Annotated in this window: 10 protein-coding genes, 2 tRNA genes and 2 other RNA genes; 7 read left to right on the top strand and 7 right to left on the bottom strand. The window is 54.1% G+C overall.

Features of this window, described 5'->3' with window-relative positions:
• Window positions 1–292 precede the first annotated feature (292 nt).
• Window positions 293–706 carry a histone-like nucleoid-structuring protein H-NS gene (hns, locus tag ACOTXL_RS02465; RefSeq protein ID WP_003856724.1) on the top strand — a complete coding sequence of 138 codons (414 nt, stop codon included), beginning with the start codon at window positions 293–295 and terminating at the stop codon, window positions 704–706.
• Between the two features lie 202 nt (window positions 707–908).
• Here the strand turns inward: hns and galU are convergent, their stop codons facing one another.
• The 3 genes from galU to rssA form a co-directional block, all read right to left on the bottom strand.
• Entirely contained in the window at window positions 909–1,814 is a 906-nt protein-coding gene (gene galU, locus ACOTXL_RS02470; protein ID WP_003856723.1) for a UTP--glucose-1-phosphate uridylyltransferase GalU, read from the bottom strand.
• A gap of 199 nt (window positions 1,815–2,013) precedes the next feature.
• A complete protein-coding gene (gene rssB, locus ACOTXL_RS02475) occupies window positions 2,014–3,027 on the bottom strand; it encodes a two-component system response regulator RssB (protein WP_003856721.1) in 1,014 nt (337 codons plus the stop codon).
• Window positions 3,028–3,116: 89 nt separating this feature from the next.
• On the bottom strand, window positions 3,117–4,019 hold the full coding sequence (gene rssA / locus ACOTXL_RS02480; RefSeq protein ID WP_045351007.1) for a patatin-like phospholipase RssA: 903 nt from the start codon (window positions 4,017–4,019) through the stop codon (window positions 3,117–3,119).
• A 113-nt stretch (window positions 4,020–4,132) separates the two neighbouring features.
• Here rssA and ACOTXL_RS02485 point away from each other — a divergent pair, with 113 nt between their 5' ends.
• The 6 genes from ACOTXL_RS02485 to ACOTXL_RS02510 all read left to right on the top strand — a co-directional run bounded on the left by ACOTXL_RS02485 (window position 4,133) and on the right by ACOTXL_RS02510 (window position 6,194).
• The gene (locus ACOTXL_RS02485) at window positions 4,133–4,597 is read left to right on the top strand and encodes a YchJ family protein (RefSeq protein WP_022651365.1); all 465 of its coding nucleotides are present in this window, start codon (window positions 4,133–4,135) and stop codon (window positions 4,595–4,597) included.
• A 41-nt stretch (window positions 4,598–4,638) separates the two neighbouring features.
• A complete protein-coding gene (purU, locus tag ACOTXL_RS02490; RefSeq protein WP_003856715.1) occupies window positions 4,639–5,481 on the top strand; it encodes a formyltetrahydrofolate deformylase in 843 nt (280 codons plus the stop codon).
• 157 nt (window positions 5,482–5,638) lie between these two features.
• Window positions 5,639–5,723: transfer RNA gene (locus ACOTXL_RS02495), tRNA-Tyr, on the top strand.
• A 34-nt stretch (window positions 5,724–5,757) separates the two neighbouring features.
• Window positions 5,758–5,842: transfer RNA gene (locus ACOTXL_RS02500), tRNA-Tyr, on the top strand.
• 45 nt (window positions 5,843–5,887) lie between these two features.
• Window positions 5,888–6,018: non-coding RNA, RtT sRNA (locus ACOTXL_RS02505), on the top strand.
• A gap of 45 nt (window positions 6,019–6,063) precedes the next feature.
• Window positions 6,064–6,194: non-coding RNA, RtT sRNA (locus ACOTXL_RS02510), on the top strand.
• A gap of 211 nt (window positions 6,195–6,405) precedes the next feature.
• Here the strand turns inward: ACOTXL_RS02510 and narI are convergent.
• The 4 genes from narI to ACOTXL_RS02530 are packed head-to-tail and all read right to left on the bottom strand — an operon-like array spanning window position 6,406 to window position 13,065.
• On the bottom strand, window positions 6,406–7,083 hold the full coding sequence (gene narI, locus ACOTXL_RS02515; RefSeq protein WP_410031820.1) for a respiratory nitrate reductase subunit gamma: 678 nt from the start codon (window positions 7,081–7,083) through the stop codon (window positions 6,406–6,408).
• A complete protein-coding gene (narJ, locus tag ACOTXL_RS02520) occupies window positions 7,083–7,793 on the bottom strand; it encodes a nitrate reductase molybdenum cofactor assembly chaperone (protein ID WP_022651366.1) in 711 nt (236 codons plus the stop codon). The genes narI and narJ overlap by 1 nt, the downstream gene beginning before the upstream one ends.
• Window positions 7,790–9,325, bottom strand: a complete 1,536-nt coding sequence (gene narH, locus ACOTXL_RS02525) for a nitrate reductase subunit beta (protein ID WP_017384243.1) — start codon at window positions 9,323–9,325, stop codon at window positions 7,790–7,792. The genes narJ and narH overlap by 4 nt, the downstream gene beginning before the upstream one ends.
• Complete coding sequence (locus ACOTXL_RS02530; RefSeq protein ID WP_045351008.1) at window positions 9,322–13,065, bottom strand: nitrate reductase subunit alpha; 3,744 nt, start codon at window positions 13,063–13,065, stop codon at window positions 9,322–9,324. The genes narH and ACOTXL_RS02530 overlap by 4 nt, the downstream gene beginning before the upstream one ends.
• Between the last annotated feature and the right edge of the window lie 126 nt (window positions 13,066–13,191).

Here is a 13,191-nt window from a genome sequence, read left to right on the forward strand (position 1 = left end):
GGCTTCGCTGCGTTTACACGGGGTAATACAAAAGGCTGATATTTATCAACCGCAACTATAATTCCTGAGGTAAAAGTCACAAAACAAACATGCAAATGACGCGCTTTTGCCGTTTGAAACGATATCTCGCAGCCCCAACAAACAATGAAATTTAAGTTAGCGTAATTAATAATAGCGTCGTTTATTTTGTATTTTTTGAATTCCTTACATTCCCACCTATTGCACAAGTGAAATTAAGGCTCTATTATTAGGACAACAAACCCACCCCCATTATAAGTTTGAGATTACTACAATGAGCGAAGCACTTAAAATTCTGAACAACATCCGTACTCTTCGTGCGCAGGCAAGAGAATGTACCCTTGAGACGCTTGAAGAAATGCTCGAAAAATTAGAAGTTGTAGTTAACGAACGTCGTGAAGAAGAAAGCGCAGCTGCGGCTGAAATCGAAGAACGTACACGTAAACTGCAACAGTATCGCGAAATGCTGATTGCCGATGGTATCGATCCAAACGAATTGCTGAACAGCATGGCTGCGGCTAAAACCGGTACCAAAGCAAAACGCGCGGCACGTCCTGCTAAATATAGCTACATCGATGAGAACGGCGAAGAGAAAACCTGGACTGGCCAGGGCCGTACTCCTGCTGTAATCAAGAAAGCAATGGACGAACAAGGTAAACAACTGGATGACTTCCTGATCAAGGATTAATCTGGAAAGATTCTGAAAAATCCCGCTTAATGCGGGATTTTTTATGCCTGTAATATCCGCCCGAACATCTCCTTACATTCTGTCATATTGTGAGGCTCCGTATTTAACGTCCTTGACAATCCCCCGTCATTTACAGAGTGACAGGCATAAAAAAACCGGTGGGCGACGCCACACCGGTCTTGTTCACAGGCTGGTGAGTTTATTACTTAATACCCACGCTACCTTTGAGCCAGGCTTTAAATTCTTCACCCAGGCTGTTATGGCGAATACCATATTCGACGAATGCCTGCATATAACCGAGCTTATTCCCGCAGTCATGGCTCTTACCTTTCATATGGTAGGCTTCCACGGTCTCTTTCTCGATCAGCATATCGATAGCATCCGTCAGCTGGATTTCATCGCCCGCACCCGGAGGCGTTTTCGCCAGCAGCGCCCAAATTTCAGCGCTCAGTACGTAACGACCAACAACAGCAAGGTTAGACGGCGCGACGTCCGCTTTAGGTTTTTCAACAACGCCAACCATCGGTACGCTTTCGCCAGGTTGCAGGTCAACGCCTTTGCAGTCAACCACGCCGTAAGCGGTCACGTCGTCGACTGGCTCAACCATAATCTGGCTGCTGCCGGTTTCGTCGAAGCGTTTAATCATTTCCGCCAGGTTTTCCTGGGAAAGATCGGACTCGTACTCATCAAGGATCACATCAGGCAGAATAACCGCGACCGGCTCATCACCCACTACAGGATGTGCGCACAATACTGCATGCCCCAGGCCCTTCGCCAGGCCCTGACGAACCTGCATAATGGTAACGTGTGGAGGACAAATAGACTGCACTTCCTCCAGCAGCTGGCGCTTAACGCGTTTTTCCAGCATTGCTTCGAGTTCGAAACTGGTATCGAAATGGTTTTCGATAGAGTTTTTAGATGAATGCGTCACCAGCACAATTTCGGTGATACCTGCTGCAATACATTCATTCACGACATACTGGATTAATGGCTTATCAACCAGAGGCAGCATCTCTTTTGGGATTGCCTTCGTCGCTGGCAACATCCTGGTACCCAATCCCGCCACCGGGATAACGGCCTTTCTGACTTTCGAATTAAGGGCAGCCATTGAAATTCTCCTGAACTGTTCAAGTTTTGAACTTTTATGCATTGAATAACGCGTTGAGTATACAGTCTCAGCCACTAATACGGGTCTGAAAAGAACGCGTTGCCGATCAATTAAGACAAATACGCATGAAACTTGCAGCGATAGTAGCACTGCCAGCAAAAACACAGGTAAAGCAATCTAAAAAATAAAATCTGACTGCTTACTCCGTGGACAACATTAAGCGTAACCGCCCTCCGGCACCCCAAATTTGGCACTGCCAGGAGGTGCAGCGATGGCTAATTTGATTAAGGTAAGTATTTCCCAGCGTACCCAACGGCACGCCGTTACTCACCTGAATATGGTGTTCGCCAGTATTCAGTGTGGCATTTAATCCCGCAGACACCAGAATAAGGTTATTCAACCCGCTGTGATAATAGCCAACCAGAAGCGGGAACTGCCCCGGTAAATTGGCCTGGCGAAAAAGTTGGTTGACCTGTTTTAGTAAACTGCCTAGCTCAGGAAGTCGTTGCCCCTGATGGGATAATTGTTCCTGTAGCAATCCATTAAACAGCGCCCGGAGTAATAAGGCCGCCAGAACGCCGTTATCTCCCGCTCGGGTAACATCCAGGCAATAAAAAGCGAGGTCGGAATCCGAGAGCGGCGCAATATCCAGCACCAGTCCAGGCTGGTCAGCCGCTACCAGCTGGCGATAATTTACTCTGCAATGAGAGATATTTTGCTGCACCGGCGGCTGAAGTTCCTGAAGCAGCTTCGCGGCCGCGAGAGGATTACTGACTAAAGCATCCCAGTCCTGGAAAAGACGTTCTTCTTCTTCCACCCGGGAATTAAACATATTGGGATACAGGCAGGCCAACACCGTTTCACGCAGACGGTTCAAATCTTTAACCGGTTTGAGCAGAATATCCTGCACACCTAAACGCAACGCCTTAGCAATATCCGCCATATTTTCGGTGGCCGAGATCACCAGTATCGGTGTCTGATAACCTTCATTACGCAGGTTTTCTACCAGCATTAATCCGTCCATGCGCGGCATCTCAAGATCGCAGATCATCAGATCCGGCGCCATGCTGGCCATTTTTTCCAGTGCCTCGACGCCATCTTCGGCAAGGGACGTGGTTGCACCCAGTGAGGATAACCACGAATCCAGTAGCGATCGGAAAACGGGCTCGTCTTCTACTATCAAAATATGTTTTCCGGCCAATGGCTGTGTCATGGTTCCTCCCCTGGCTGACAGTTACTCAATAGTGGCATGCTATTGGTACTATCGCCTGTCAGATTTTGCTGAAGTAATCAAAAAAGTGCTCAACGTGCTGTACGCACAAAAGGCAACAGTTCATCTATTTTCTTTTCGACGGCTAACGAGCCCGCTGCTATGGCGGCCTCAGCCCGGTGGAAATCAAGGGTAGAGATTTGTGGACAATAGGGTTGAATAAGAATATCCGGAGGATCGCCAGCCATACGGTTTCGCTTCAGGCGATTCTCAAGAATTTGAATAGAGGTCGTCATGATTTCAATGGCGTTCGGTGCGGTCACCGCGCGACGGGCAGCCAGGCGCCCTATTCTGCCGCGTAATCGAGCATGCCAGGCAAGTTTCTCTTCTTCCGCATCATCGCTCTGAAGATTAACCGGCATCAAATCTTGCTGCATGAGGTGAGCATCGTGCTGTAAATCCACGGCAATGACGATATCCGCCCCCATGGCGCGGGTCAGAGAGATGGGTACAGGATTCACTACGCCCCCATCAACGAGCCAGTAGCCGTTGTGAGGCACAGGCGCCATTAACCCAGGCATACTACAGGATGCACGAACGGCGAGATGAATATCCCCTTCGGTGAGCCATAACTCCCTGCCCGTACTGAGGTTGGTTGCAACGGCCCCGAAAGGCATTTGGCAGTGGCTGAAGTCAGCGAGGGGCATTATCTTGCGAAACTGATTGAACACGCGTTCGCCGCGCAGCAGGCCGCCACGCTGCCAGGAGAGATCCATCAGGCGCAGCACATCCCAGTAACTGAAGGAGCGCACCCAGCTTTCAAGCTCCGGGAGCTTACCGCAGGCGTACGCAGATCCGACCAGCGACCCGATAGAACATCCTGCAACAATATCAACGTCAATCCCCATCTGGTTTAAGGTATTGATAACGCCAATATGTGACCAACCCCGGGCAGCACCTGAGCCCAACGCCAGTCCAATTTTTACCTTTCTCATTAGCCCTGTTTTACTTCCCCTGGATTCCCGACATAGCGTCAACGCACCTGCTCAGTTAACATATTGCTACCTTAAGCGTTTAACGCCTTATTTTTTGTTCCAGGAAGAGAATCGTGTCTCAACTCTGCCCCTGTGGTAGCGCTCTGGAGTATAGCCTATGTTGCCAGCGATATCTTTCTGGCAAGCAGGTTGCACCAGACCCGTCACACCTTATGCGCTCGCGGTATACTGCTTTTGTGATCAAAAACGCAGACTACCTGATTAAAACCTGGCATCCGTCCTGCCATGCTGCCGATTTTAGCCAAGAGATTGAAGCCGGATTTGCTAACACCGTCTGGCTGGGCCTCACCGTCTTTGAAGCCGCTCCCGGCCGCGATGCGAACGAGGGCTATGTCAGTTTTGTCGCCCGCTTTAGCGAACAAAACAAACCCGGCGCCATCATTGAACGGTCACGGTTCTTAAAGGACAGCGGGCAATGGTATTATATTGACGGCACACGTCCGCAATTCGGTCGTAACGATCCCTGCCCCTGTGGTTCAGGAAAAAAATTTAAAAAGTGTTGCGGCAGTAATGCCTGACAACTCAGACTTCGCAAATACATAAACAGGATTTCCCGGCGATGCAATCATTACAACGTAAAGTTCTGCGCACTATCTGTCCCGATCAAAAAGGGCTGATCGCACGAATTACCAACATTTGCTACAAGCATGAACTGAATATCGTGCAGAACAACGAGTTCGTTGACCACCGTACCGGTCGCTTCTTTATGCGTACCGAACTGGAAGGCATTTTCAACGACACAACCCTGCTTGCCGATCTGGACAGCGCCCTGCCGGAAGGCTCGGTGCGTGAGCTTAACCCGGCGGGCCGTCGCCGTATTGTCATTCTGGTCACCAAAGAGGCGCACTGCCTGGGCGATCTGCTGATGAAAGCCAACTACGGTGGCCTGGACGTCGAAATTGCCGCCGTCATTGGCAACCACGAGACGCTGCGTACGCTGGTAGAACGTTTCGACATTCCGTTTGAGCTGGTCAGTCACGAAGGCCATACCCGTGAAGAGCACGACAACCTGATGGCTGCTGCGATTGAAGCGCATAACCCGGACTACGTGGTGCTGGCGAAATATATGCGCGTGCTGACGCCATCCTTCGTGGCGCGCTTCCCGAACAAGATTATCAACATCCACCACTCCTTCCTGCCAGCCTTTATTGGCGCGCGTCCGTATCACCAGGCATACGAGCGTGGGGTGAAGATCATTGGCGCAACCGCGCACTACGTGAATGATAATCTGGATGAAGGCCCAATCATCATGCAGGACGTGATTCACGTGGATCACACCTACACGGCAGAAGATATGATGCGTGCTGGCCGTGACGTTGAGAAGAACGTACTAAGCCGTGCGCTGTATCAGGTACTTGCCCAGCGCGTCTTTGTGTACGGCAACAGAACGATTATTCTTTAATCCCTCGGAAAATGAATTGATTAGCTTTACGCCTTTACGGATAAAAAGCAGGCAAACAGCTTCATTTTCCTAAAGGAATGCTTTACAGGGGCGTCTCATTTGATATGATGCGCCCCGCTTCCAACAGGAAGCAGGCCAGTTAAAAGCATTACCCCGTGGTGGGGTTCCCGAGCGGCCAAAGGGAGCAGACTGTAAATCTGCCGTCATCGACTTCGAAGGTTCGAATCCTTCCCCCACCACCATCTCCAGCTTTACCTCAAAATATGAATTACCCCTGGTGGGGTTCCCGAGTGGCCAAAGGGAGCAGACTGTAAATCTGCCGTCATCGACTTCGAAGGTTCGAATCCTTCCCCCACCACCATCACTTCCAGATGCTACAGCACTCTCTCAAAGCACAATGCCCCATGGTTCTTCAGTGCGGGGAAGGATGAGAAGCTTCGACCAAGGTTCGATTCGAGCGTAGCGAGAAAGCGTTGCCGCAGGCAACGACCCGAAGGGCGAAGCGCGAAGCGCTGAGTAATCCTTCCCCCACCACCATCACTTCCAGATGCTACAGCACTCTCTCAAAGCACAATGCCCCATGGTTCTTCAGTGCGGGGAAGGATAAGAAGCTTCGACCAGGGTTCGATTCGAGCGTAGCGAGAAAGCGTTGCCGCAGGCAACGACCCGAAGGGCGAAGCGCGAAGCGCTGAGTAATCCTTCCCCCACCACCATCACTTCCAGATTCTTTAGCACTATCCAAAAGCACAATGCCCCATGGTTCTCCCATGCGGGGAAGGATAAGAAGCTTCGACCAAGGTTCGATTCGAGCATAGTGAATTCTGTAGGCCGGGTAAGGCGCAACCGCCACCCGGCATCCGCACGAAACCCTGGATCGGGGACAAAAAAAACCCCGCATATGCGGGGTTGTATTAATACAGCGAATCAGCGACGAGCACGCACAACCTGATATTTGCGCGTCAGGTACTCCACCGGCGCACTCCAGATGTGCACCAGGCGAGAGAACGGGAACAGCACAAACAGGGTCATACCCAACACCAGGTGAACGCGGAAGATGAACGCCACGCCGTCCAGATGCTCAGAGGCGCCCCCGCGGAAGGTCACGACAGACTGCGCCCATCCCACCAGCTTCATCATCTCGCTGCCGTCCATATGCTGCGCAGAGAATGGAATGGTCAGCAGACCAAGCGCACACTGCACCATCAGCAGGGAGAGGATCAGGATGTCCGCTCCGGTCGTGGTAGCCCGCACGCGTGGGCTGAACAGACGGCGTTTCAGCAGCAACAGACCACCCACCAGGGTCATCACGCCGCAGGCGCCACCGGCGAGCATCGCCATCTTCTGCTTCACGTCAATCGGCAGCCACGCTTCGTACATCCAGTGCGGGGTCAGCATCCCCAGGAAGTGACCGGCGAAAATCCCCAAAATCCCGATGTGGAACAGGTTTGACGCCAGGTTCATCCCTTTACGATCCAGCATCTGGCTGGAGGCAGCACGCCAGGTGTACTGGCCATAGTCATAACGCAGCCAGCTTCCCACCAGGAACACGTTGCCCGCGATATACGGGTAAATGTCAAAGAAGAACATATTCAGGAAGTGCATTAGTGCTGTCCTCCGTTAGAGATATTCAAATATTGCGGAGCCACCGCTCCGGCAAAACGACGCTGATGCGCGGAGATTTCAGATTCGCCACAGCTCTGGTCAGCAAAGAATTTCACCTGCTCTTCTTCCCAGACGGCATCCAGTGCTTGTGGGGTATCGTCCCGGGCTTCATCCGCGATTTTTTCCGCCACTTTTTGACTGTCAACCGAGGCGTTAGCCAGTTTCACCAGCAGATCAAACAGGACTGCATAGCTGCTCTCACGTTGCTGGAGACGCGCGCCGAGCAACGCCAGAATGGGAGCAATGTCCTGCAACCCGCCCAGCGCTTCCTCTTTCGGCAACTGCGCCAGATATTCCAGATACAGCGGCAGGTGATCCGGCAGCTCGCGGCTGTCGAGTTGCAAACCGTGCTGCTCGTACTGGGCCATCAGATCCACCATCGCCTGACCACGGTCGCGGGATTCACCGTGAACGTGTTCGAACAACAGCAGAGACGTGGCACGACCCCGGTCAAACAGCTGGCTGTAGTCCGCCTGCGCATCAAGAAGATCGCGCGCCAGCAGATCGCGGAGGAAAACGCCCAGCTTCTGGGCATCCTCTTTATCCAGGTTTTCAGATGACGCGAGTGCATCAAAGAGTTCCTGTTGATGCTGCACAAGCGCAGCATCAGGGTACTCGAGCAGACGCGAAACAATGACGAGTTCAATCATTGGTGCGGCTCCGTTTTGCTGGTCACATCCATCGCGTCGATGCGGCGGCTGTTGAACAGGTTGAATTTGCTGTCTGACCCGTGGCAACCGTCGCCAAAGGTAAAGCCACACCCACTTTTCTCCGGGAAGGCCTCGCGAGCCAGTTCACGGTGGCTGCTCGGCACCACGAAACGATCTTCGTAGTTAGCGATTGCCAGATAGCGGTACATCTCCTGCGCCTGCGCTTCGGTCAGACCAACCTCTTCCAGCGCGCGGGTATCGTTCACGCCGTCAACAGTTTCCGCACGTTTGAAGTGACGCATCGCCAGCATACGTTTCAGCGCCAGCAGTACCGGCTGGGTATCCCCGGCGGTGAGCAGGTTGGCCAGATACTGAACCGGGATACGCAGGCTTTCCACGTCCGGCAGAATGCCGTTGCTGCCCAGTTCACCCGCATCCGCCGCAGACTGAATCGGAGACAGCGGCGGCACGTACCAGACCATCGGCAGCGTGCGGTATTCCGGGTGCAGCGGCAGGGCCAGCTTCCAGTCCATCGCCATTTTGTACACCGGAGACTGCTGTGCGGCGTCAATCACGCTCTGCGGAATACCGTCTTTAAGCGCCTGCTCAATAACCTTCGGATCGTTTGGATCGAGGAAGACATCCAGTTGACGCTGATACAGATCTTTCTCGTTCTCGGTGCTTGCGGCATTTTCAATCGCGTCCGCGTCGTACAGCAGCACGCCGAGGTAGCGGATACGACCTACGCAGCTCTCTGAGCAGACGGTCGGCATACCGGCTTCGATACGCGGGTAGCAGAAGATGCACTTCTCAGACTTACCGCTCTTCCAGTTGAAGTAGATTTTTTTGTACGGGCAGCCGGTGATGCACATACGCCAGCCGCGGCACTTGTCCTGGTCGATCAGCACAATGCCATCTTCTTCACGCTTGTAGATGGCGCCGCTTGGGCAGGTCGCCACGCACGCCGGGTTAAGGCAGTGTTCGCACAGGCGCGGCAGGTACATCATGAAGGTGTTTTCGAACTGGCCGTACATCGCCTTCTGCATGTTCTCGAAGTTCTGGTCTTTGGCGCGTTTTTCGAACTCGCCGCCCAGAATCTCTTCCCAGTTTGGACCGCTGGTAATTTTGTCCATGCGCTGGCCGGTGATCAGCGAGCGAGGACGGGCGATCGGCTGGTGTTTGCTTTCCGGCGCGTTGTGCAGGTTCTGATAGTCGTAATCAAACGGCTCGTAGTAATCATCGATGCCCGGCAGATGCGGGTTAGCGAAGATTTTACCCAGCAGCATGGCACGGTTACCCATGCGCGGTTGCAGTTTGCCGTTGATTTTACGGATCCAGCCGCCCTTCCACTTCTCCTGGTTTTCCCAGTCGGTCGGGAAGCCGGTGCCCGGCTTACTTTCCACGTTGTTGAACCAGGCGTACTCCATACCTTCACGGCTGGTCCAGACGTTTTTACAGGTGACTGAGCAGGTATGACAGCCGATGCATTTATCCAGATTCAGCACCATGCCGACTTGTGAACGAATTTTCATTTTACGCTCTCCTGTACCTGGTCATTACCTTCGCCATCTAACCAGTTAATATTCTTCATCTTACGTACCACCACGAACTCATCGCGGTTCGATCCTACGGTGCCGTAGTAGTTAAAGCCGTAGGCCAGCTGGGCATAACCACCGATCATGTGGGTCGGCTTCGGCGTAATACGGGTCACGGAGTTGTGAATACCGCCGCGCTGTTCGGTGATCTCAGACCCCGGCAGGTTAATGATACGTTCCTGCGCGTGGTACATCATGGTCATCCCGGCCGGTACACGCTGGCTCACCACCGCACGTGCCGTCAGGGCACCGTTGCTGTTGAACACTTCAATCCAGTCGTTATCTTCGATACCCAGATCTTTGGCGTCCGCTTCGCTCATCCAGACGATTGGCCCCCCGCGCGACAGGGTCAGCATCAGCAGGTTGTCGCTATAGGTGGAGTGGATACCCCACTTCTGGTGCGGCGTCAGGAAGTTCAGCGCCTTCTCAGGGTTACCGTTTGATTTCGCACCCATCACCGCTTTCACGGAGCGGGTGTCGATTGGCGGACGGTAAACCAGCAGGCTTTCACCGAAGTCACGCATCCACTGGTGATCCTGATACAGAGACTGACGGCCAGAAAGCGTGCGCCATGGGATCAGCTCGTGAACGTTGGTGTATCCGGCGTTATAGGACACATGTTCATCTTCGAGGCCAGACCAGGTCGGGCTGGAGATAATCTTGCGCGGCTGGGCCTGAATATCGCGGAAGCGGATTTTCTCTTCCTCTTTATTCTTCGCCAGGTGCGTATGGTCACGACCGGTAAACTCGCTCAGGGCCGCCCAGGCTTTCACCGCCACGTGGCCGTTGGTTTCCGGGGCCAGGGTCAGGATCATTTCCGCCGCATCAATCGCCGTGTTCAGCATCGGCTGGCCTTTCGCCGGGCCGTCCGCTTTGGTGTAATTGAGCTTGCGCAGCAGGTCCATTTCACTCTGGGTGTTCCAGGCGATCCCTTTCCCGCCGTTACCGATTTTTTCCATCAGCGGGCCGATAGAGGTAAAGCGCTCGTACGTTGCCGGGTAATCACGTTCAACCGGAATAATGTGCGGCGCGGTTACGCCTGGGATCAGGTCGCACTCGCCTTTTTTCCAGTCCTTCACGTCCAGCGGTTGCGCCAGTTCGGCAGCGGAGTCGTGCTGGATTGGCAGCGTCACCACGTCGGTCTCTTTGCCCAGGTGCCCTACACAGACTTCGGAGAATTTCTTCGCGATGTCTTTGTAGATTTCCCAGTCGCTTTTTGATTCCCATGCCGGGTCAACGGCCGCAGACAGCGGATGAATAAACGGATGCATATCCGACGTATTCATGTCGTCTTTTTCGTACCAGGTGGCGGTAGGCAGCACGATATCGGAGTACAGGCAGGTACTGGACAGACGGAAGTCCAGCGTTACCACCAGATCCAGCTTGCCGTCCAGACCGTTGTCTTTCCATTCAACTTCTTCTGGCTTCACGCCGCCCTGCTTGCCGAGATCTTTACCCTGAATACCGTTTTCGGTACCGAGCAGGTATTTCAGCATGTATTCATGGCCTTTACCGGACGAACCCAGCAGGTTAGAGCGCCAGATGAACAGGTTACGCGGATGGTTTTTACCGTTCTCCGGCTGTTCTGCCGCGAAGCGGATTGAGCCGTCTTTGAGGGATTTAACGGTGTAGTCAACCGGTGACATGCCCGCTTTCTTCGCCGCTTCCGCAATGCGCAGCGGGTTCGTGCCCAGCTGCGGCGCAGACGGCAGCCAGCCCATACGCTCAGCGCGCACGTTGAAGTCAATCAGGTGGCCGCTGTAGCGGGATTTATCCGCCATCGGCGACAGCAGTTCCTGGGCGGTAACCGTCTCGTAGCGCCACTGGCTGGAGTGGTTATAGAAGTAGGAGGTGCTGTTCATGTGACGGGCCGGACGCTGCCAGTCAAGGGCAAACGCCAGCGGCTGCCAGCCGGTCTGCGGACGCAGTTTTTCCTGGCCCACGTAGTGCGCCCAGCCGCCGCCGCTCTGCCCGACGCAGCCGCAGAAGATCAGCATGTTGATCAGGCCGCGATAGTTCATATCGAGGTGATACCAGTGGTTCAGACCGGCACCGACGATGATCATGGAGCGACCGTGGGTTTTGTCGGCGTTTTCCGCAAATTCACGCGCGATACGGGTGATCTGCGCGCGTGGCACGCCGGTGATCTGCTCCGCCCAGGCCGGGGTATAAGCCTTCACGTCATCATAGCTGGTCGCGCAGTTTTCATCGTTCAGGCCGCGCTCCAGGCCGTAGTTCGCCATGGTCAGATCGTAGACGGTAGTGACCAGAGCAGTAGAACCGTCCGCCAGTTGCAGGCGCTTAACCGGCAGTTTGTGCATCAGAACGTTTTGCAGCTCAACCTTGTTGAAGTGCTCGGAACCTTCACCACCAAAGTACGGGAAGCCGACATCGGCGATCTCATCCTGGCTGCCCAGCATGCTGAGACGAAGTTCCGTCTCTTCACCCGTGGTGCCGTTACGCTGCTCCAGGTTCCATTTGCCTTTTTCGCCCCAGCGGAAGCCGATAGAGCCGTTTGGCGCCACCAGCTCGCCGTTGCTGTTGCAGGCGACCGTTTTCCACTCCGGGTTGTTTTCCTGACCCAGCGCGTCCACCAGATCTGCGGCACGCAGCATACGGCCTGCGGCGTAATAGCCGTCACGCTCTTCGAGCATCACCAGCATTGGCATGTCGGTGTAGCGACGCACGTAATCAGTGAAATACTGGCTTGGCTTGTCGAGGTGGAATTCGCGCAGCATGACGTGGCCCATCGCCAGCGCCATGGCGGCATCGGTACCCTGTTTCGGCGCCAGCCACAGGTCGCACAGCTTGGCAATTTCGGCGTAGTCTGGGGTCACGGCAACGGTTTTGGTCCCTTTGTAACGTACTTCAGTAAAGAAGTGCGCATCCGGGGTACGGGTCTGCGGAACGTTAGAGCCCCAGGCGATGATGTAGCTGGAGTTGTACCAGTCAGCGGACTCCGGCACGTCGGTCTGCTCGCCCCAGGTCTGTGGCGACGCTGGCGGCAGGTCGCAGTACCAGTCGTAGAAGCTCAGGCAGGTACCGCCGATGAGTGACAGGTAGCGCGCGCCGGAGGCGTAAGAGACCATCGACATCGCCGGAATTGGCGAGAAGCCTGCCACACGGTCAGGACCGTAAGTTTTCACGGTGTAGACGTTGGAAGCCGCAATCAGCTCGTTCACCTCTTTCCAGGAAGAGCGAACGAAACCACCGCGACCACGCGCCTGCTTGAAGCTTTTCGCTTTGTCGGCATCTTCAATGATGGAGGCCCAGGCATCAACCGGATCGCTGTGCTGCACTTTCGCTTCACGCCACATTTTCATCAGGCGTTTACGCATCAGCGGGTATTTCAGTCGGTTTGCGCTGTAGAGATACCAGGAGTAGCTGGCCCCACGCGGGCAGCCACGCGGCTCGTGGTTCGGCATATCCGGACGGGTACGCGGATAATCGGTCTGCTGCATTTCCCAGGTCACCAGACCGTTTTTAACGAAAATCTTCCAGCTACATGAGCCAGTGCAGTTTACGCCGTGGGTAGAACGGACAACTTTGTCATGCTGCCAGCGTTGACGGTAACCGTCTTCCCAGTCCCGGTTGGTATCCAGAACCTGGCCGTGCCCATCGGCAAAAGTTTCACCCTTCTGTTTGAAGTAGCGAAACCGGTCCAAAAATTTGCTCATCGGGTATCTCCTGTGTGGAGCCTGTGGCTCTCTAAATCGACATTGCTGATTTGCAGCGAAGGTAACGCTATGAAAGATGGTGAGAATTGATAACGATCAAGACGAAGGGGGACTCTCAGGGGTGGT

This window comes from Enterobacter cloacae complex sp. IR5402 (genome assembly GCF_049238125.1).
GTDB lineage: Bacteria > Pseudomonadota > Gammaproteobacteria > Enterobacterales > Enterobacteriaceae > Enterobacter > Enterobacter hormaechei_C.